General features: G+C 59.8%; 20 protein-coding genes. 16 read left to right on the top strand and 4 right to left on the bottom strand.

The window, feature by feature from the left end; genetic code table 11:
* Nucleotides 1-34 precede the first annotated feature (34 nt).
* The 4 genes from D1820_RS14925 (at nt 35) to D1820_RS14940 (ending at nt 4,391) form a co-directional block, all read left to right on the top strand.
* Nucleotides 35-1,234, top strand: a complete 1,200-nt coding sequence (locus D1820_RS14925) for an acyl-CoA dehydrogenase family protein (RefSeq protein ID WP_118069585.1) — start codon at nt 35-37, stop codon at nt 1,232-1,234.
* Nucleotides 1,231-2,376, top strand: a complete 1,146-nt coding sequence (locus D1820_RS14930; RefSeq protein WP_118069586.1) for an acyl-CoA dehydrogenase family protein — start codon at nt 1,231-1,233, stop codon at nt 2,374-2,376. The genes D1820_RS14925 and D1820_RS14930 overlap by 4 nt, the downstream gene beginning before the upstream one ends.
* Entirely contained in the window at nt 2,357-2,821 is a 465-nt protein-coding gene (locus D1820_RS14935) for a PaaI family thioesterase (RefSeq protein WP_118069587.1), read from the top strand. The genes D1820_RS14930 and D1820_RS14935 overlap by 20 nt, the downstream gene beginning before the upstream one ends.
* Nucleotides 2,822-2,885: 64 nt before the next feature.
* The gene (locus tag D1820_RS14940) at nt 2,886-4,391 is read left to right on the top strand and encodes a class I adenylate-forming enzyme family protein (RefSeq protein WP_118069588.1); all 1,506 of its coding nucleotides are present in this window, start codon (nt 2,886-2,888) and stop codon (nt 4,389-4,391) included.
* A 65-nt stretch (nt 4,392-4,456) separates the two neighbouring features.
* Here the strand turns inward: D1820_RS14940 and rpe are convergent, their stop codons facing one another.
* Nucleotides 4,457-5,146, bottom strand: a complete 690-nt coding sequence (gene rpe / locus D1820_RS14945) for a ribulose-phosphate 3-epimerase (protein ID WP_040171133.1) — start codon at nt 5,144-5,146, stop codon at nt 4,457-4,459.
* Between the two features lie 176 nt (nt 5,147-5,322).
* On the opposite strand from rpe, the gene phnC reads away from it, so the two are divergent.
* The 5 genes from phnC to D1820_RS14970 all read left to right on the top strand — a co-directional run bounded on the left by phnC (nt 5,323) and on the right by D1820_RS14970 (nt 10,149).
* Nucleotides 5,323-6,141, top strand: coding sequence for a phosphonate ABC transporter ATP-binding protein (gene phnC, locus D1820_RS14950; protein WP_040171131.1), 819 nt, complete (start codon nt 5,323-5,325; stop codon nt 6,139-6,141).
* 57 nt (nt 6,142-6,198) lie between these two features.
* Nucleotides 6,199-7,107 (top strand): phosphonate ABC transporter substrate-binding protein, encoded by a 909-nt coding sequence (gene phnD, locus D1820_RS14955; protein WP_040180517.1) that lies wholly within the window; start codon nt 6,199-6,201, stop codon nt 7,105-7,107.
* Nucleotides 7,108-7,251: 144 nt separating this feature from the next.
* A complete protein-coding gene (gene phnE / locus D1820_RS14960) occupies nt 7,252-8,121 on the top strand; it encodes a phosphonate ABC transporter, permease protein PhnE (RefSeq protein ID WP_040171128.1) in 870 nt (289 codons plus the stop codon).
* Nucleotides 8,118-9,488 (top strand): phosphonate ABC transporter, permease protein PhnE, encoded by a 1,371-nt coding sequence (gene phnE / locus D1820_RS14965; protein WP_118069589.1) that lies wholly within the window; start codon nt 8,118-8,120, stop codon nt 9,486-9,488. Before phnE (D1820_RS14960) ends, phnE (D1820_RS14965) begins: the two co-directional genes overlap by 4 nt.
* Nucleotides 9,489-9,534: 46 nt before the next feature.
* A complete protein-coding gene (locus tag D1820_RS14970) occupies nt 9,535-10,149 on the top strand; it encodes a chloramphenicol acetyltransferase (RefSeq protein WP_118069590.1) in 615 nt (204 codons plus the stop codon).
* 43 nt (nt 10,150-10,192) lie between these two features.
* Here the strand turns inward: D1820_RS14970 and phnF are convergent, their stop codons facing one another.
* Nucleotides 10,193-10,927 carry a phosphonate metabolism transcriptional regulator PhnF gene (phnF, locus tag D1820_RS14975; RefSeq protein WP_118069591.1) on the bottom strand — a complete coding sequence of 245 codons (735 nt, stop codon included), beginning with the start codon at nt 10,925-10,927 and terminating at the stop codon, nt 10,193-10,195.
* Between the two features lie 108 nt (nt 10,928-11,035).
* Here phnF and phnG point away from each other — a divergent pair, with 108 nt between their 5' ends.
* Genes phnG through D1820_RS14990 form a run of 3 tightly spaced genes read left to right on the top strand, consistent with a single transcriptional unit; the run spans nt 11,036 to nt 13,221 of the window.
* Nucleotides 11,036-11,512, top strand: coding sequence for a phosphonate C-P lyase system protein PhnG (gene phnG / locus D1820_RS14980; RefSeq protein ID WP_052463870.1), 477 nt, complete (start codon nt 11,036-11,038; stop codon nt 11,510-11,512).
* A complete protein-coding gene (phnH, locus tag D1820_RS14985; protein ID WP_118069592.1) occupies nt 11,512-12,108 on the top strand; it encodes a phosphonate C-P lyase system protein PhnH in 597 nt (198 codons plus the stop codon). The genes phnG and phnH overlap by 1 nt, the downstream gene beginning before the upstream one ends.
* Before the next feature lie 3 nt (nt 12,109-12,111).
* Complete coding sequence (locus D1820_RS14990) at nt 12,112-13,221, top strand: carbon-phosphorus lyase complex subunit PhnI (RefSeq protein WP_118069593.1); 1,110 nt, start codon at nt 12,112-12,114, stop codon at nt 13,219-13,221.
* 2 nt (nt 13,222-13,223) lie between these two features.
* Here D1820_RS14990 and D1820_RS19135 read toward each other — a convergent pair whose 3' ends face one another.
* Nucleotides 13,224-13,364 carry a hypothetical protein gene (locus tag D1820_RS19135; protein WP_162894102.1) on the bottom strand — a complete coding sequence of 47 codons (141 nt, stop codon included), beginning with the start codon at nt 13,362-13,364 and terminating at the stop codon, nt 13,224-13,226.
* 47 nt (nt 13,365-13,411) lie between these two features.
* On the opposite strand from D1820_RS19135, the gene D1820_RS14995 reads away from it, so the two are divergent.
* The 4 genes from D1820_RS14995 to phnN are packed head-to-tail and all read left to right on the top strand — an operon-like array spanning nt 13,412 to nt 16,301.
* A complete protein-coding gene (locus D1820_RS14995) occupies nt 13,412-14,269 on the top strand; it encodes an alpha-D-ribose 1-methylphosphonate 5-phosphate C-P-lyase PhnJ (RefSeq protein ID WP_096707392.1) in 858 nt (285 codons plus the stop codon).
* The gene (gene phnK / locus D1820_RS15000; protein ID WP_118069594.1) at nt 14,269-15,039 is read left to right on the top strand and encodes a phosphonate C-P lyase system protein PhnK; all 771 of its coding nucleotides are present in this window, start codon (nt 14,269-14,271) and stop codon (nt 15,037-15,039) included. Before D1820_RS14995 ends, phnK begins: the two co-directional genes overlap by 1 nt.
* A 9-nt stretch (nt 15,040-15,048) precedes the next feature.
* Nucleotides 15,049-15,732, top strand: a complete 684-nt coding sequence (phnL, locus tag D1820_RS15005; RefSeq protein WP_118069595.1) for a phosphonate C-P lyase system protein PhnL — start codon at nt 15,049-15,051, stop codon at nt 15,730-15,732.
* Entirely contained in the window at nt 15,729-16,301 is a 573-nt protein-coding gene (gene phnN / locus D1820_RS15010; protein ID WP_118069596.1) for a phosphonate metabolism protein/1,5-bisphosphokinase (PRPP-forming) PhnN, read from the top strand. Before phnL ends, phnN begins: the two co-directional genes overlap by 4 nt.
* Here phnN and D1820_RS15015 read toward each other — a convergent pair.
* The gene (locus D1820_RS15015; protein ID WP_118069597.1) at nt 16,283-16,966 is read right to left on the bottom strand and encodes a DUF1045 domain-containing protein; all 684 of its coding nucleotides are present in this window, start codon (nt 16,964-16,966) and stop codon (nt 16,283-16,285) included. The two genes, phnN and D1820_RS15015, sit on opposite strands and share 19 nt — an antisense overlap.
* Nucleotides 16,967-16,978 lie beyond the last annotated feature (12 nt).

The raw sequence follows: 16,978 nt of genomic DNA on the forward strand, positions 1-16,978 counted from the left end.
TAGCAGCCAATCAGCACGGGGAGGTGCGCGGCACATGGATCTGAATTATTCGACCGAGGACCTTGCCTTTCGCGCGGAGGTCCGCGCCTTTTTGGACGCCAAGCTGCCTCAGGAGCTCTCAGATGCCGTGCGTCTTGGCCGTGGCCTGGGCAAGGAGGGGCACGATCGCTGGCACAGTATTCTGAATGAGCAGGGCTGGCTGGCGCCAACCTGGCCAGAGGAATACGGAGGCTGCGGTTGGAACGCAGTTCAGCGTCATATCTTTGAGGAGGAATGTTGCCGCGCCCATGCGCCACGCATCGTCCCCTTTGGACTGACTATGTTGGCGCCTGTTTTGCAGAAATTTGGCTCCGACGAACAGCGTGCCCATTTTCTGCCAAAGATCCTTTCGGGGGAACATTGGTGGTGTCAGGGGTATTCCGAACCGGGTGCGGGTTCTGATCTTGCCAGTCTGCGCACCCGGGCTGTTCGTAACGGCGATCATTACGTGGTCAACGGGCAGAAAACCTGGACCACGCTCGGCCAATACGCCAATTGGATTTTCTGCCTCGTGCGGACCGACCCGGACGCGAAACAGCAGGAGGGCATTTCCTTTCTGCTGATCGATATGGATACGCCCGGTATCGAGGTGCGACCGATCATCCTGCTTGATGGCACCCACGAGGTGAACGAAGTCTGGTTCACCGATGTGCGGGTGCCGGTTGAAAACCTGGTTGGCGAGGAAAACAAAGGCTGGACCTATGCAAAGTATCTGCTGACCCACGAGCGTACGAATATCGCAGGTGTGGGGTTCAGCCAGGCGGGGTTGGAAGCGGTGAAGCGGCTCGCACGTCAGCAGATCCATCGTGGCCGCCCGCTGATTGAGAGCCCGCATTTCGCGGCGCGGCTGGCCCGCGCAGAAATCGACCTGATGGCTATGGCGACCACCAATCTGCGCATCATCTCTGCTGCCGCCCAAGGTCAGGCTCCGGGCGTGGATAGTTCGATGCTCAAGGTGAAAGGCACCGAAATCCGTCAGGAGATCAACGATCTGGCGCGCCGTGCTGCTGGCGTTTACGCGCTCCCCTTCGCGTCCGAGGCTTTGGCTGGCGACAACAGCGCCCTTGCTCCGCCGGAGGGCAGCGACACCGTTGCGGCGCAGTATTTCAACAATCGTAAGCTGTCGATCTTTGGCGGCTCGAACGAAATCCAGAAAAACATCATCGCCAAGGTATCGCTGGGAGGCCGGACATGAACTTTCAGCTGACGGACGAGCGGCAGATGTTGCAGGATAGCCTGCGTCGGTTTCTTGCGGACCGCTATACGGTGGCTGCGCGAAATGAGGCGATTGCGGATCCTTCGGGGTATTCCCCTGCGATTTGGACACAACTGGCTGACTTGGGCGTGCTTGGCGCCTTGCTGCCCGAAGCGGTCGGCGGATACGGCGGCGCTGGCTTTGACATTGCGACGGTCTTTGAAGAGTTGGGTCGTGCGGGTGTGGTTGAACCGGTCCTTGATTCAGCAGTGCTCTGCGGTGCCTTGCTGTGCGGGCCACGTGAAGCGCAGCCGTCGCCCCGTGATCGGGAATATCTTGAGCGGCTGGTTGCGGGAGACCTGCAATTGGCCTTCGCCCATGGGGAGCCGACCAGCCGCTACGAGCGCAGTTGGGTCGAGACCACCGCGACTGGTGATGGACAGGATATTGTCCTGACGGGCCGCAAAACCGTGGTGGTCAATGCTGAGGCGGCGGAGCTGTTGATTGTCTCTGCGCGCGAAGGAGGAGCCTCTGGTGACCGCGACGGCCTGTCACTGTTTCTCGTTGATCCGCAAGCGGCTGGGGTGCGCATGCAGGGCAGCGCGCTGCTGGCCGGCGGCAGAGCCGCAGAGATCGAGCTGGAGGGTGTCCACCTGCCGCACTCAGCGCGTCTTGGTACAGCAGGCGGGGCCGCTACCCGGGTTGAGACAGCATTGGCTGCAGCAGAGGTTGCGCTGGCGGCAGAGACCCTTGGTGCGATGGAAACGGCCACGCGGCTGACCATGGATTACCTCACGACGCGACAGCAATTCGGGCGGCCAATCGGGACGTTCCAGGCGCTGCAACATCGTGTTGCTGAGATGCTGATTGAGGTCGAACAGGCGCGCTCTGCGGTGATCAATGCCGCGGGGCACCTTGAGGATACCCCGCAGACACGCGACCGCCACATTGCAGCTGCACGCAATCTCATCGGTCGAACCGGGCGTCACATCGCCGAAGAGGCAATCCAGCTGCACGGCGGCATTGCAATGACCGCAGAATATGAGCTGGCCCATATCGCCAAACGCATCGTGATGGCCGAACATCGCTTCGGCGACGCGGACACTCAGCTGGAGCGGTTCATTGACCTCTCGGCAGCCTGACCCGATATCGTCAGCCAACTCGCCGGAGGGCGGAGGGGCGCCGGTGCCGGTTAAACGGATCATTGAGGACCCGGGCTGCCAGCAGCTGGTCGGCTATCGCACTGAAATTGACACGCGCACTGGAGTCTGCCGTGTCTCACTGGAACTCGCACCGCAACATCTCAACCGCAACGGTCTGTTGCATGGTGGCATCGTCGCGACATTGATGGACGTGGTTTGCGGCAATACAGCCTCGCAGCATTTCGATGCGGTGACGCACCCGCCGGTGGTCACCGTATCGTTGAACCTCTCTTATGTGGCTGCTGCGCGCACGGGCCGGGTTGAGGCCACGGCCAAGGCAACCGGTGGCGGCGCATCGTTGGCCTATGTCGCAGGCGAACTGGTGGACAGCGGTGGCCACGTGCTCGCCACGGCAAGTGGCGTATTCAAAAGGATACGCGGCTGACGCGCGCCCATTCTTTCTGCGCCGCGTGATCCGATACGGCCCGTAAAATCACAGGGGATGATCCATGACGCTATGGCACGAATACCTTGAAGCGCACGCGCGCCAACGCCCCAAGGCCCCGGCTTTGGGCGACAGTGGTGGCGCGCGCTGGACCTATGGTGATCTCGCGCGGGCCTGCGACGCATTACGGACACATCTCGCCGACCTAGGTGTCGGGCCGGGTGATCGGGTGATGCTGCTCTGCGAGAATTGCTGCGCCGCAGTCGCCGCGTTGTTTGCCACATCACAGCTGGGGGCCGTGGCGGTTCCGGTCAACGCCCGGATGCGCGCGCCTGAGGTGGATCGGATCCTCGCTCATGCCAAGCCTGTGGTGGTTCTGCTGACCGCTGCGGCCTCGCCTGACGCGGCCGCCCATGCCAGCCGTCTCGGCGCGCAGGCTATTGAAGGCGACTTTGGCCGCCTGCATGTTGTTTCTCAGGATGCAGATGGCAGATCCCACGTGCAGATACCCGAGGGGTTGGCGGTACTCCTTTATACGACAGGCACCACCGGCGCTCCGAAAGGGGTGATGCTAAGCCACGACAATCTGAATTTCGGCGGCGGCGCCTCGGCACGGTTGCGCGATATGACCAGCGAGGATGTGGTCTACGGTGTGTTGCCCCTTAGCCATGTGTTTGGCCTTGCGTCGGTTTTAACTGCTTCCGTGATGATCGGAGCCGAGGTGCGGCTTGAGACACGGTTCACGGCGGAGCGTTTTTATCAGGCGCTAAGATCCGGGGTCACGCTGGTGTCTGCGGTGCCACAGATGCATGCGCTGGTGATGCAATATGCCAAGGAGCAGGGGCTGGACCACCTCGGCAGTCCGGATTTGCGCTATGTGTCGTCCGGTGCTGCGCCGCTGGATCCCGATTGGAAACGTCGGGCCGAGGCGTTTTATGGCGTTGCCTTGCAAAACGGATACGGCATGACCGAGGCAACCGCAGGCATCTGTGCCACACGCAATGGTTTGGGTGACCCTGATACGTCGGTTGGTCCACCGCTGCCCGGTGTTGATCTGCGTCTGGATCAGAGCGTTCCGGGTGGTGGCGATGGGTTGGGAGAGATCTGCCTGCGGGGCGGCAATGTCATGCTGGGATATTTCGCCAACCAAGAAGCCACGCAAACCGTCCTTGATCCTGCGGGCTGGTTGCGCAGCGGCGACATCGGGCGTTTGGACGAAAGTGGCAACCTGCATATTGACGGGCGTGCCAAGGAACTGATCATCCACGGCGGCTTCAATGTCTTTCCGCCAGAAGTCGAAGCGGCGCTGAACGCCCACCCGCAGGTGGTTCAATCCGCTGTAGTCGGTCGCCCGCAGGGCGGAGATGAGCAGGTGGTTGCCTTTGTCGAGGTGGCGGTTGGGGATGAGCCAACGGTGAGTGAATTGCGTGCCTTCGTGGCGGAGCAGCTTGCAGGCTATAAACGGCCCGGTCTCTTCATCCTGACGGAGCAGCTGCCAGCCGCACCGACAGGGAAGATACTGAAGCACGTGTTGCTGTCACATTTTGCGGATCAACTGCCCGCCGTATGATCCCACAAAGAAAAAGAGGCGCCCGACAGGACGCCTCTTACTCAAGGGGATCTGCCCGCTTGGCCTTATGCCCAGACACCGCTTGCAGCGGCGCGGATGTTGCGAATGTTCTCGCCGTAGACCTCAGGGGTATCGACAGAGCCGCCTTTGAAGACGGCGGAGCCCGCTACAAGAACGTCGGCACCGGCTTCGGCAACCAGTGGTGCGGTTTTCGGATCAACGCCACCGTCAATCTCGATATGGACCGGACGATCCCCAATCATCGAGCGCAGGCTGCGGATCTTGCTGGTCATATCAATGAACTTTTGCCCGCCAAAACCGGGGTTGACGGTCATCACGCAAATCAGGTCGGTCAGGTCAAGGAGATGCGCCACTGCCTCAGCAGGGGTGCCGGGGTTGAGTGCGACACCGGCTTTCATCCCGGCAGCACGGATCGCCTGCAGGGTACGATGGATATGGGGGCCTGCCTCAACATGGGCGGTCAGAACATCGGCGCCCGCATCTGCATAAGCGTCGATATAGGGATCAACGGGTGCGATCATCAGGTGGACGTCCATCACAGTTTTCACATGGGGGCGAAAGGCCTTCACCGCCATCGGACCAAAGGTGAGGTTGGGCACAAAATGCCCGTCCATCACGTCAATATGGACCCAATCGGCCCCCTGGGCTTCGATGGCCTGAATCTCCTGGCCAAAATTGGCAAAATCGGCGGACAGGATAGACGGTGCAATCTTGATGGAGCGGTCGAAAGACATGGCAGCGGTTCCTTGGGTTCATGGACAGCGTTTCGCCGCCATATAGCGGCTTGGAAGCTGCGCGCCTAGGGGGCAGTGGTAGGCACGAGGGATGGCGTTACAAAAGCTTCACCGCGATGACACACAAGTTTTGATCTCGGCCCTTAGCTAGTCCCAGACAGAGACGGGAGCCTCAGGTGCTGCGAATTGACAAACTGACCAAGAGATTCGGCGACAAAATCGCGGTGGATACCGCCACGCTGGATATCGATAAGCCTTGCATGATTGGCATCATCGGCCGGTCCGGGGCTGGTAAATCCACGCTGTTGCGCATGATAAACCGGCTCGGTGATGCCAGCGAGGGGCGGATCCTTTTCGAAGGGCGAGACGTGACCCAATTGCGCGGCAAGGAAAAGCGCGCCTGGCAATCGGATTGCGCGATGATCTTTCAGCAGTTCAATCTGGTGCCGCGCATGGATGTCGTATCCAACGTGCTGCACGGTACGCTCAACCGACGCTCAACCTTGGCGACGCTGTTCAATCTCTATCCGATGGATGACATCCACCGTGCGATCGACATTCTTGATCGGCTGGGCATTGCGGAACATGCCGCCAAACGGGCAGAGGCACTCTCCGGCGGTCAGCAGCAACGCGTCGCTATTGCCCGCGCCCTGATGCAGGATCCGGCGATCATTCTCGCCGATGAACCGATTGCCTCACTGGATCCGATGAACGCACAGACCGTGATGGAGGCCCTGCGCCGTATCCATGAAGAGGATGGCCGGACTGTGATCGCGAATCTGCACACGTTGGACACGGCGCGCCGCTACTGTGACCGCGTTGTTGGCATGCGCGATGGGCGTATCGTCTTTGACGGGCTGCCAGAGCAACTGACCACGGGTGTTGCCCGCGAAATCTATGGTGCCGGTGATGATTTCTCCGAAGCCGCCACCTCCACCGAGATTGAGACCCTGAACCGTACCAAGCCGCGCCGTCAGCCAGCTGTGGCTGTTTGATCGCATTTCCAAACCCGGCCGTGTCTGTGCCGGGATGACCAACCAGAGAGATTGAATATGAAAAACCTGTTTGCTGCCATTCTGGCGACCACAGCCCTGACCGCACCCGTTCTGGCAGATACCTCGGAGATACAAGAATTCCGCATCGGTATTCTCGGTGGCGAGAATGCTCAGGATCGTTTGAACAACAACGAGTGTCTGCGCCAGAAAACCGAAGATCTGCTGGGTGTTGAAACCAAGCTCTTTGCCCCGGCGGATTACAACGGTGTCATTCAGGGCCTGTTGGGCGGCACCATCGATATGGCATGGTTGGGCGCATCGGGTTACGCCAAGACCTACCTGAGCGATCCGGCGGCTGTTGAGCCTATCCTCGTGAAGGTCAATAACGATGGTGGCTACGGCTACTACTCCGTTGGTTTTGCCCGCAAGGACAGCGGCATCACATCGCTGGACGACATGCAGGGCAAGACCTTTGGTTTTGGTGACCCGAACTCCACCTCCGGGTTCCTGATCCCCTCAATCGAGATCCCCGAAGCAACCGGGGCGACGATGACGTCGGGCGACTATTTCGGTGAAGTGAAATTCACCGGCGGCCATGAACAGACCATCGTTGCGGTCGCGAATGGCGATGTGGATGCGGGCGTCAGCTGGGCCGACGGCCTGGGGGAGTGGGAAGATGGCTTCAACTCAGGCGCGCTGCGTCGGGCTGTTGATGCGGGCCTCGTTGACATGAATGATCTGGTGCAGATCTGGCAGTCGAAGCCGATCCCCGAAGGTCCGGTGGTTCTGCGTACAGAATTGCCCGAGGACGTGAAACTGAAGATGACCGGCCTGATGGCATCCCTGAAATCAATGGATGCGGAGTGTTTTTACGGTGTCGCAGCAGGCGAGGCCAAAGGTTTCATGCCGATCACCCACGATGCCTATGAGGTGATCATCGAAGCGCGGAAATTGAAGTCCAACTAATTTCAGTACCAAAGCGTGCGGGGGCGGAGCGTGAGCATCGCCTCCGCCATTTTGACGGCCAATTGCCAACGGTCTGAGCAGGCCAACAGAGATGCTCTGTCCCATAGGCTGTTGACGCAATTGCTGCCATACAGGATCCCAGTCATGACACATGCAACAGTCTCGGCCCGGCCAGTGGCTGATATACAGGCCGAGTATCAGGCACTAATCCAGCGAAAACGCTTGTATGGCGGGGTCATTCTGGCGGTGTTTGTCGCCATGATGGCAGCCGGTTTCCGGATTGCAGATGATCGCAATGCCGGCTCATTCTGGAATGGCATTACCCATGTTTTCGACTATCCCTCCGAGGTGCTGTCAGAAGCGGTCGAGAAGCTCTCCCTGCTGCCGGCACATGTTGTGCAGTTCTTCCCCGCGCTGATTGAAACATTGAATATTGCGGCTGCGGCCACGCTGATTGGTGCGATTTTCGGCACTGTTCTGTCGCTGTTGGCGACGCGGGGGCTGGCCCGCTGGCCTGCCCTGATCCCGGTCTTTCGCCGGTTGTTGGATATCTTCCGCGCGATCCCGGAAATCGTGATCGCGCTGGTTCTGATCTTTCTACTGGGTGGCGGCCCTGTGCCAGCGATGATCGCGATTGCAATCCACACGGCAGGGGCGCTGGGTAAACTGTTCTCGGAAGTGAATGAAAATGCATCCTTGAAACCGGTCGAAGGGCTGGCCTCTGTCGGTGCTGGCTGGGCGCAGCGCATGGTGTTGGGCGTTTTCCCTCAGGTTGGCCCAAACTATGTCAGCTACGCGCTCTTGCGGTTTGAAATCAATATTCGGGCTTCGGCGATCCTCGGCTTCGTCGGGGCCGGCGGCATCGGGTATGAGCTGCGCAACGCGATGTCCTGGGGGCAGGGACGCTACGACGAAGCTGCTGCAATCTTTCTTCTGCTGTTTTTCACCATCGTCCTGGTGGATCAACTGTCGGGCCTGCTGCGTGACCGGTTGACCCATGGAGCCAAACAATGACGACTTTTGACACGACCGTCCCGCCGACCCTGCGCAAATTGGATATGGAACGCCTGTTCATGCGCAAGCGCGCCTTGAGCTTGGCGTTGCCGCTGTTGGTGCTTGCCTATCTTGCCTATGTGTTTGTAGCCTTTGATGTGGCGGGGCTGGCTGAGCGGATGAACCCGAAGAATGCGCGCACATTGGTGGCGGACAGCTACAGCTACAAAACCCACGTTACGCGTGATAATCGCAGCGGCGCCGTCAGCGTGGCCGTTGAGGGAGAGCGCAAGGGCGCCTATCCGGACGGGCAGTCTCCGGAGTGGGTGACGCTCCCCGATGCCTCTTCGCAGGTGACGATCATCGACCTCGAAGATGGCTATGAGGTCCGGTTCGGTCCTGAGAGTATCACCTTTGACATACCCGGCTATGGCACAATTCGCGCAACGCCAAGCCGCAGCGCCGGTGTGCAGGCGGAATTCCCGGCGGGCGATTTGCCGGATTGGATCAATGCCTCCAAGAACCGGCTGGCCGTCACCACGGACGCCGGGCGCCTGACAGTGACCCGCAACCGGGCGGAGGTGTTTCGCTATTTTGCCGGTTGGGAGCTGTTTTTCTTTACCTTGGACAGCCCGTACCATGGCATGGGCATCGGTGAGTTGATGACGCGGGCCGCAACCGGCGAAGCGGGTGCGATTTTTCATGATGTCTGGACCAACAAGATGTGGCGTCATCAGGATGTCGCCTGGGCGATTTTTGAAACACTTCTGATGGCATTTCTGGGAACAATGGGGGCAGGTTTGATTGCGCTTCCGCTGGCCTTTGCAGCCACCCGGAATTTCATGCCGCTGCGCGCGGTTCGCTTTGCCACCCGTCGCGTGTTTGACTTTGTGCGCGGGGTGGATTCGCTGATCTGGACCGTTGTTCTGGCACGGGCCTTCGGTCCTGGCCCGCTGACTGGGACGCTGGCAATTTTGGTGACGGATACCGGAACCTTCGGCAAAATCTTCTCCGAAGCACTGGAAAACGTCGATCAGAAACAAATCGAAGGCGTCGCCTCAACCGGCGGCAAGCCGGCGCAGCGCTACCGGTTTGGCGTGATCCCGCAAATTACACCGGTCTTGCTCAGTCAGCTGCTCTATTTTCTTGAGTCGAACACCCGCAGCGCGACAATTATTGGCGCCATCACCGGTGGTGGCATCGGGTTGCTACTGACACAGGCAATCATCACCCAAAAAGACTGGGAAGAAGTCGCCTACTACATCGTATTGATCATCCTGATGGTGATGTTGATGGACTGGCTCTCTGGCTGGCTTCGTCGCCGCCTGATCAAGGGAGAGCCGGGTCGTAAGGCGCGCCGCCAAGGGGCCGCAATGTTGCTGCCCTGACTGTCGCGGCTTCGTCTCACTGATGTATCCCATTGAAAGCTATCAGATGCCTCGTCTCTCCGCCGATCACCCGTATCTGCACCCCAATTGTGCTATCACCAACAGCCAGTTCGGCGCATTTGTCGAAATCGGCGCAGACAGTCGCGTGCTGAACAGCCGGTTTGGCGACTACAGCTATTGCGACAGAAACTGTGATATCGCCAATGCGGAAATTGGGAAATTCTCTAATATCGCCAGTGCAACCCGGATCGGGGCCACCGACCATCCCCTGCAAAGGGCTTCCCTGCACCATTTCCTTTATCGGTCGTCGAGCTATTGGGACGATGTGGAGGATGACGCGGCTTGGTTTGATCATCGGGCCAGTCGTATGGCTCATATTGGACACGATACCTGGATCGGTCACGGCGCGCTGATCAAGCCCGAGGTAACAGTCGGCCATGGTGCAGTTGTGGCGTCGGGTGCGGTAGTGACCAAGGACGTAGCCCCCTATACGATTGTCGGGGGTAATACGGCCCGGCTGATCCGCCGCCGATACACTGAGACCGTCGCTGAACGAATGATGGCGTTGGCGTGGTGGGACTGGGAGGACACCCGATTGAAGGCCGCGGTTCCCGATTTTCGCCTGCTGAGCGCTGAGGCGTTTCTGGAGAAATATGCGTAGCCTCCGTCGGGGCCGATCTTAGGTCCGTGTGTGTCGTTGCCGATTAACCGCGATCCGCTTTGCCGCTATTAGGGTCGCTGACCGTCAGGGTGACGCGGTCTCCCGCAAACCAGGTACGCCCGAATTCAACCGGGTCGCCGTTTGGTCCGGCGTTGATACCGGTGGTTCGCAAGATTGGGCTGCCTTCGGAAATCTTCAGATGCAGGGCCTGTGTCGCAGTTGCAAGCTTGGCAGTGATACGGGTCTCGACCCTGGTGAAATCAGCAACGCCGCAGTGTTTCAGCGCTTCCGTTACTGACTGGGTCTCTTTCAGCGCGGCCAGCAAATCCGGAAAACCGTCTGCCGGAAACATGCTTTGAAACAGCGCGATGGGTTCACCATCCGCCAGGGACAACCCATCGTAGACGTGGACGGCGGCACCGGGATCAAGGCCCAACGCCTCTGCTTCGCGCGGGCCGGCGGCGCGGGTCTCTAGCGTCAGGATCCTCTTGGCGGGAATGCGCCCCAGACGGGCAACGTTCTGGTGAAACCGCACCCGTTTGCCAATCGGATACTCCGTCGGCTGCGCGGCGACGAAGACGCCGGCCCCCCGTCGGGCATGGACCAACCCCTGATCTGCCATCTCAGACAAAGCGCGCCGCACAGTGTGCCGGTTGACGCCGAAACGACCCGCAAGCTGGACTTCGGGCGGGAGCTTGTCACCGGTCTGATATCGTCTTTGCGCGATGTCGTCGGTGAGGCTGATGGCTATGGATTTCCAGACTGGAGTGCGGGCCATGTCATGAAACTTTCACAAGGTTGCCGTTGCGCGGTGACGGGCAATTCGGCTAATATTTGTATAGTTGTATAGATTAACTAGACAAACAAGCCAAGAGGCTTAGACAAGATGAACAGTGAAAAGAGCATGACAGCGGGTGAGAATGGCAATCACGCCAACCGCAAGGCGTGGATGAGCCTGCTGGCCACGGCAGACGCAAAAGCGCTGCAAGATCTGTGGCAGGACTACGGATGCAATCCCGATCACACATGGCTTCGTCCGCCGGAGGTTGGTGGCGTCATGGTCCAGGGACGTATGGGGGCCAGCGGCGCGCCCTTCAATCTGGGTGAGATGACTGTCACGCGCTGCGCGCTGACACTGCCGGATGGCACTGTCGGGCACGGATATGTGCAGGGGCGCAGCAAGGGTCAGGCAGAGACTGCGGCCAAGGTCGATGCGCTGATGCAGACAGGCGCAGCCGAGGATGTTCGTCGCCAGATTCTGTCACCGCTTGAGGCTGCAAGGCAGGCGCGAAAAATGAGCCGAGCTGCAAAAGCCGCTGCGACAAAAGTTGATTTTTTCACCATGGTGCGAGGGGAAGACTGATGTCGTCACAAACCCAGGCGTCGCATTTCTCCGGAGGTTTCACCGCTCCGCCGATCCAGTCAGCGAAAGCGTTTCGCGCTGCGATGACCGCCCTGGCGCGGCCCGGTGAGATCAAAGCCATCACTGGCGCCACTCCTCCCGAAGGGCTCTCGGTTGCCGCAGGATGCCTGTTGTTGACGCTCTGCGATCCAGATACGGGCCTCTATCTTGCGTCCGACGTGGACCGCCCGGCTGTGCGGGACTGGATTACCTTTCACACAGGCGCGCCTTTTGTCAGGCCGGAACAGGCTGACTTCGCCATCGGCGGATGGTCAGCACTTGCGCCGCTGGATCGTTATCGCATCGGGACGTCGGAGTATCCGGATCGCTCGGCGACCCTGATTGTGGAGTTGCCGTGCTTTGACACGCCCAACGCCGAGTTGCGTGGCCCCGGTATCAAGTCCAGCACTGAGATTTGGCTGCCAGACGCCGGTCCGTTTCAGGCCAATTCCATGCTCTTCCCACTTGGCTTTGATACCTATTTTACCGCCGGTAGCCAGGTTTCTGCGTTGCCCCGATCCAGCCGGATCATGCCGCTTTCCAATAAAGGAGGCTAAGACATGTATGTAGCCGTAAAAGGGGGCGAACGGGCGATTGACAACGCCCATGCCTGGCTCGCCGAGGAGCGCCGTGGAGACACTTCTGTGGCGGAGTTGAGCCTCGCCCAGATCCGCGAACAGCTCAGTCTTGCCGTCAATCGCGTGATGGCGGAGGGTTCGCTCTATGATCCTGATCTGGCGGCACTCGCGATCAAGCAGGCGCGCGGGGATCTGATCGAAGCGATCTTTCTGATCCGCGCCTATCGCACCACCTTGCCACGGTTTGGCACGACACGGCCGGTTGAAACCAGCCGCATGGCCTGCGACCGCCGGATCTCTGCAACATTCAAGGACGCGCCGGGTGGACAGGTGCTGGGGCCGACGTTCGACTATACCCATCGGCTTTTGGATTTCAAACTGGCCGCTGAGGCCGATGGCGCTGAGGTGCCAGAAGCGCCAAGAGCCGAGCCAAGAAGCGAAGACACCCCGCATATTTTGTCCTTCCTTGACGGTGAGAACATCATTGAGCAGGAGGCACAAACCGATGAAACACCGGGCGATTTGACGCGCGAGCCGATGTCATTTCCGGCGAGCCGGGCGGTGCGTCTGCAGTCGCTGACCCGAGGCGATGAGGGCTTTATTCTTGGCATGGCCTATTCGACTCAGCGTGGCTATGCGCGCAACCATGCCTTTGTGGGTGAGTTACGTATCGGCGCCGTGCCGGTGGAGATGGAGATCCCCGAACTTGGCTTCGCCATCGAGATTGGCGAGGTTGAGTTAACGGAATGCGAGACTGTGAACCAGTTCAAGGGATCGAAAACCGTGCCACCGCAGTTCACCCGTGGCTACGGGCTGGTTTTCGGTCAGTCAGAACGCAAATCTATCGCCATGGCGCTGGTCGATCGCGCCTTACGCTGGGACGAACTCGGCGAAGACAACCTGGGCGCCCCGGCGCAGGATGAGGAATTTGTCCTCAGTCACGCCGACAATATTCAGGCCACCGGTTTCCTGGAGCACATCAAGCTACCGCACTACGTGGATTTCCAATCCGAACTGGAATTGGTCCGCAAACTGCGCCGCGAGGCGGCGGAGTTGGGAGAAACGCTGGCAGCACGGGAGGCTGCGCAATGAGTTTATTTGTCCTTCCTCGTGGCACTAGGGTCGCCGTCCTCGCCGAGCTTTTTGAAGTCAATTCCAAAGCCGTCGAACGCTGCAAAAGCGACAAAGGCTACAGCTGCTGCAACAGCAATGCTTACTGCGATCAAAGCGTCCAAAATAACCTCCTGATGGGGTTCAAACCCGGGGCTGTGAGGGAAAAGTCATGAACGACTATAATTTTGCATATCTTGACGAACAGACCAAGCGGATGATCCGCAGGGCGATCCTGAAGGGGCTGGCGGTGCCGGGCTATCAGGTGCCCTTTGCGAGCCGAGAAATGCCCATGCCCTACGGCTGGGGCACAGGTGGCGTGCAGGTCTCGGCCGCGACGCTGACACCGGATGATACGCTGAAGGTGATCGACCAGGGCGCGGACGACACCACGAATGCAGTGTCGATCCGCAAGTTCTTTGAAAACACCGCAGGCGTGGCAACCACCGAAGAAACCGCAAAGGCGAGTGTCATCCAGACCCGCCACAGGATCCCGGAGGCGGAGCTGAGTGAGGATCAAATCCTTGTCTATCAGGTGCCGATCCCGGAGCCCTTGCGCTTCCTTGAGCCGCGCGAAACCGAAACCCGCAAGATGCACAGTTTGCAGGAATACGGATTGATGCACGTGAAACTTTATGAGGATATCAGCCAACACGGCGCCATCGCGACCTCCTATGCGTATCCGGTGAAGGTCGCGGATCGCTATGTGATGGATCCGTCTCCCATTCCAAAGTTCGATAATCCAAAGATGAACATGGCGGCGATCCAGCTGTTTGGCGCGGGGCGTGAACAGCGCATCTATGCCGTCCCGCCTTATACCGAAGTGGTCTCACTCGACTTCGAGGATTACCCGTTTGAGGCCAGCAAGGCAGACCATCCCTGCGATCTCTGCGCGGCAGAGGACAGCTATCTGGATGAGGTGATCCTGGATGATGCCGGCAACCGGATGTTTGTCTGCTCCGACACGGACTATTGCCGATCCCGGCGTGACGCGGGCCATCTCGGCCGCTTGAGCGAGGAGGCCGCGTGATGACGCCGCTGTTGCAAGTAAAAAACCTAGCCAAGATGTATGGCGCGCGGATTGGCTGCACGGATGTGAGCTTTGATCTCTATCCGGGCGAAGTCATGGGCATCGTCGGGGAAAGTGGGTCGGGAAAATCGACCCTGTTGAACAGTATGGCGGGGCATCTGACGCCGGACCGGGGTGAGGTGATTTTTGACACCCGTGCGGACGGGCCTGTGGACACGGTCACCATGTCGGAACCGGCGCGTCGCATGCTGGGGCGCACGGATTGGGCCTTTGTCCATCAGCACGCCCGCGACGGTTTGCGCATGTCTGTGTCAGCTGGTGGCAATATCGGTGAGCGGTTGATGGCGGTGGGGGGTCGCAACTATGGCAACATCCGTGCCCGCGCCGCCGATTGGCTGGGCCGTGTCGAGATTGCCGAAAGCCGGATTGATGATCGCCCTTCTGCTTTCTCGGGTGGTATGCAGCAACGGTTGCAGATTGCCCGCAATTTGGTGACCGGACCGAGGCTGGTCTTCATGGATGAACCCACGGGGGGCTTGGATGTTTCGGTACAGGCGCGACTGCTGGATTTGCTGCGCAGCCTGGTGCGCGAGATGGGGCTGAGCGCGATCATCGTGACCCACGATCTCGCGGTGGTGCGGCTTTTGGCGGATCGGCTGATGGTCATGAAAGACGGCCATGTCGTCGAGACAGGTCTGACCGATCAGGTGTTGGACGATCCGCAGCATGCCTACACCCAATTGCTGGTTTCCAGCGTTCTTCAGGTTTGAGGATCCGAGATGATTGAACTTCAAAACGTGAGCAAGAGTTTCACCCTGCACAATCAGGGCGGCGCAGTCATCCCGGTGATGGAAGGCGCGAGCCTGCAGGTTGCGGCAGGGGAGTGTATTGGTCTTACGGGCGCGTCCGGAGCCGGTAAATCGACCCTGATGCGGGTGATTTACGGCAACTACCTGGCCGCCTCCGGGACGGTCATGATCGGTGGAGTGGATGTCGCCAGGGCCGCACCCCGCGAAATTCTGGCGCTGCGACGCGAGACGCTGGGCTATGTGAGCCAGTTTCTGCGGGTGGTGCCGAGGGTGCCGACATTGGATGTCGTGGCGGAGCCTCTTCTGGCTGTTGGGGTTGACCCGGCGGCGGCGCGCGACCGCGCTGCAACACTGCTCGCGGAGCTGAACATTCCCGAACGCCTTTGGCAGCTTAGCCCGACAACATTTTCCGGTGGGGAACAGCAGCGGGTGAACATCGCGCGGGGTTTTGCCCATACCTATCCTGCGATGTTGCTGGATGAGCCGACCGCGAGCCTTGATGCGCAAAACCGCGCCACGGTTTTAAGTCTGATCGAGGAGGCGAAGGCGCGCGGCGCGGCCATCATTGGAATTTTCCATGATGAGGCTGCGCGCGAACAGGTCTGTGATCGCTTTGTCGATGTGTCCGCCTTCACACCGAAGGCGGACACATGAGTCCGGGATCAGTCAAAGCACCGGTGATTGCTGTGGTCGGCCCGTCCGGCGTCGGCAAAGACAGCCTGATGGAGGCGCTACTTGAGCGCATTCCGGGCTTGGTAACGCAGCGCAGGATCATTACCCGCGCACCGGAACTCGGCGGGGAAGACTACGACGCTGTGAGTGAGGAACAGTTTGCAGCGCTTTGTGTCGCGCCGGGTTTTACCCTGCACTGGGAAGCGCATGGACTACGCTATGCGATTCCGCGGGATATTGACGAGCTGCGCAATCGGGCCTCGGGTGTTCTGGTAAACCTCTCACGCAAGGTGCTTCTTGAGGCGGAGGCGATCTTCGGCACGTTGGTTATTCTTTCTGTCACGACAACACCCGAGGTGCTCGCCGAACGGCTCATGGCGCGCGGGCGTGAGGATCGCGCGGAGATTGAGCGCAGGCTTGCCCGCGCGGCAACACCTATGCCTGCCGGATTGTCGCAGGTGATCGAGATCGACAACAGTGGTCAGTTGGAAGGGGCGGTCCAAGCGGCGGAAACCGCCCTGATGCCCTGGCTTCAGCCGGAAAGGGCGTGACGATGCATCATGTGAAACCGTCCGTCGCTGTCCTCACCAACCAAAGCCAGATCGCCAATGACAAAGGGCGTTGGCAGCTGGGGAACCAAACGATCCTGCAGCACAGCTTCGATCGCGGGCAATTCTGCCTTCGGGCGTTTGCCGCTCAAGGTGATGTGGAACCGGAAACTGTCACCCACATAAGGGTAACCCCATGTCACCAGCGCTTGTTCCTGTGCGGGAGACAACCCACTGGCGCGTCGTTTCTCCAGCTCATCCAGTGTGGCGGGGGCGCGAAATTCATCCAGATCGTGAACGCAGTCAAATGCAAGACGGTTCAACCCCAATTGATCCCCGCGCGGGCACAGGGCGAGGAAACGGCCAAGTCGGGTCAGGGACAGCCCGTCCAGTATCACCGGTTTTGCAGCAGAGGCGAACTGCGCAAATCGCTCGGCCAGCGCGTCAAATGTCGTTCCCTCCGCAAGCCGGAACGGCGGTTTTATGGTCGCGTGCAGCCCGTATTTGCGCGGCACATCGGTGATAGCCGCCACGTCGAGGCCGGTGCCGGTGGGATGGTCCAACGAAGACCCCTCATGCATGTCCCAACCCAGCCAACTGGATGCAAACCGGCTCCATTCCGCCTGTACAGGCGGGACATAATAGATCGCGTATCGCGTGACTGTCACAATGGCCTCCTA

It is taken from the genome of Phaeobacter sp. LSS9 (genome assembly GCF_003443595.1).
In the GTDB taxonomy this organism is placed as follows: Bacteria; Pseudomonadota; Alphaproteobacteria; order Rhodobacterales; family Rhodobacteraceae; genus Phaeobacter; species Phaeobacter piscinae.

Bases quoted from the DNA above. Each gene is read 5' to 3' on its own strand.
- D1820_RS14925 (WP_118069585.1), top strand. From the start codon at position 35: ATGGATCTGAATTATTCGACCGAGGACCTTGCCTTTCGCGCGGAGGTC.
- D1820_RS14930 (WP_118069586.1), top strand. From the start codon at position 1,231: ATGAACTTTCAGCTGACGGACGAGCGGCAGATGTTGCAGGATAGCCTG.
- D1820_RS14940 (WP_118069588.1), top strand. From the start codon at position 2,886: ATGACGCTATGGCACGAATACCTTGAAGCGCACGCGCGCCAACGCCCC.
- rpe (WP_040171133.1), bottom strand. From the start codon at position 5,146: ATGTCTTTCGACCGCTCCATCAAGATTGCACCGTCTATCCTGTCCGCC.
- phnD (WP_040180517.1), top strand. From the start codon at position 6,199: ATGAAAAACCTGTTTGCTGCCATTCTGGCGACCACAGCCCTGACCGCA.
- phnE (WP_040171128.1), top strand. From the start codon at position 7,252: ATGACACATGCAACAGTCTCGGCCCGGCCAGTGGCTGATATACAGGCC.
- phnE (WP_118069589.1), top strand. From the start codon at position 8,118: ATGACGACTTTTGACACGACCGTCCCGCCGACCCTGCGCAAATTGGAT.
- D1820_RS14970 (WP_118069590.1), top strand. From the start codon at position 9,535: ATGCCTCGTCTCTCCGCCGATCACCCGTATCTGCACCCCAATTGTGCT.
- phnF (WP_118069591.1), bottom strand. From the start codon at position 10,927: ATGGCCCGCACTCCAGTCTGGAAATCCATAGCCATCAGCCTCACCGAC.
- phnG (WP_052463870.1), top strand. From the start codon at position 11,036: ATGAACAGTGAAAAGAGCATGACAGCGGGTGAGAATGGCAATCACGCC.
- phnH (WP_118069592.1), top strand. From the start codon at position 11,512: ATGTCGTCACAAACCCAGGCGTCGCATTTCTCCGGAGGTTTCACCGCT.
- D1820_RS14990 (WP_118069593.1), top strand. From the start codon at position 12,112: ATGTATGTAGCCGTAAAAGGGGGCGAACGGGCGATTGACAACGCCCAT.
- D1820_RS14995 (WP_096707392.1), top strand. From the start codon at position 13,412: ATGAACGACTATAATTTTGCATATCTTGACGAACAGACCAAGCGGATG.
- phnK (WP_118069594.1), top strand. From the start codon at position 14,269: ATGACGCCGCTGTTGCAAGTAAAAAACCTAGCCAAGATGTATGGCGCG.
- phnL (WP_118069595.1), top strand. From the start codon at position 15,049: ATGATTGAACTTCAAAACGTGAGCAAGAGTTTCACCCTGCACAATCAG.
- phnN (WP_118069596.1), top strand. From the start codon at position 15,729: ATGAGTCCGGGATCAGTCAAAGCACCGGTGATTGCTGTGGTCGGCCCG.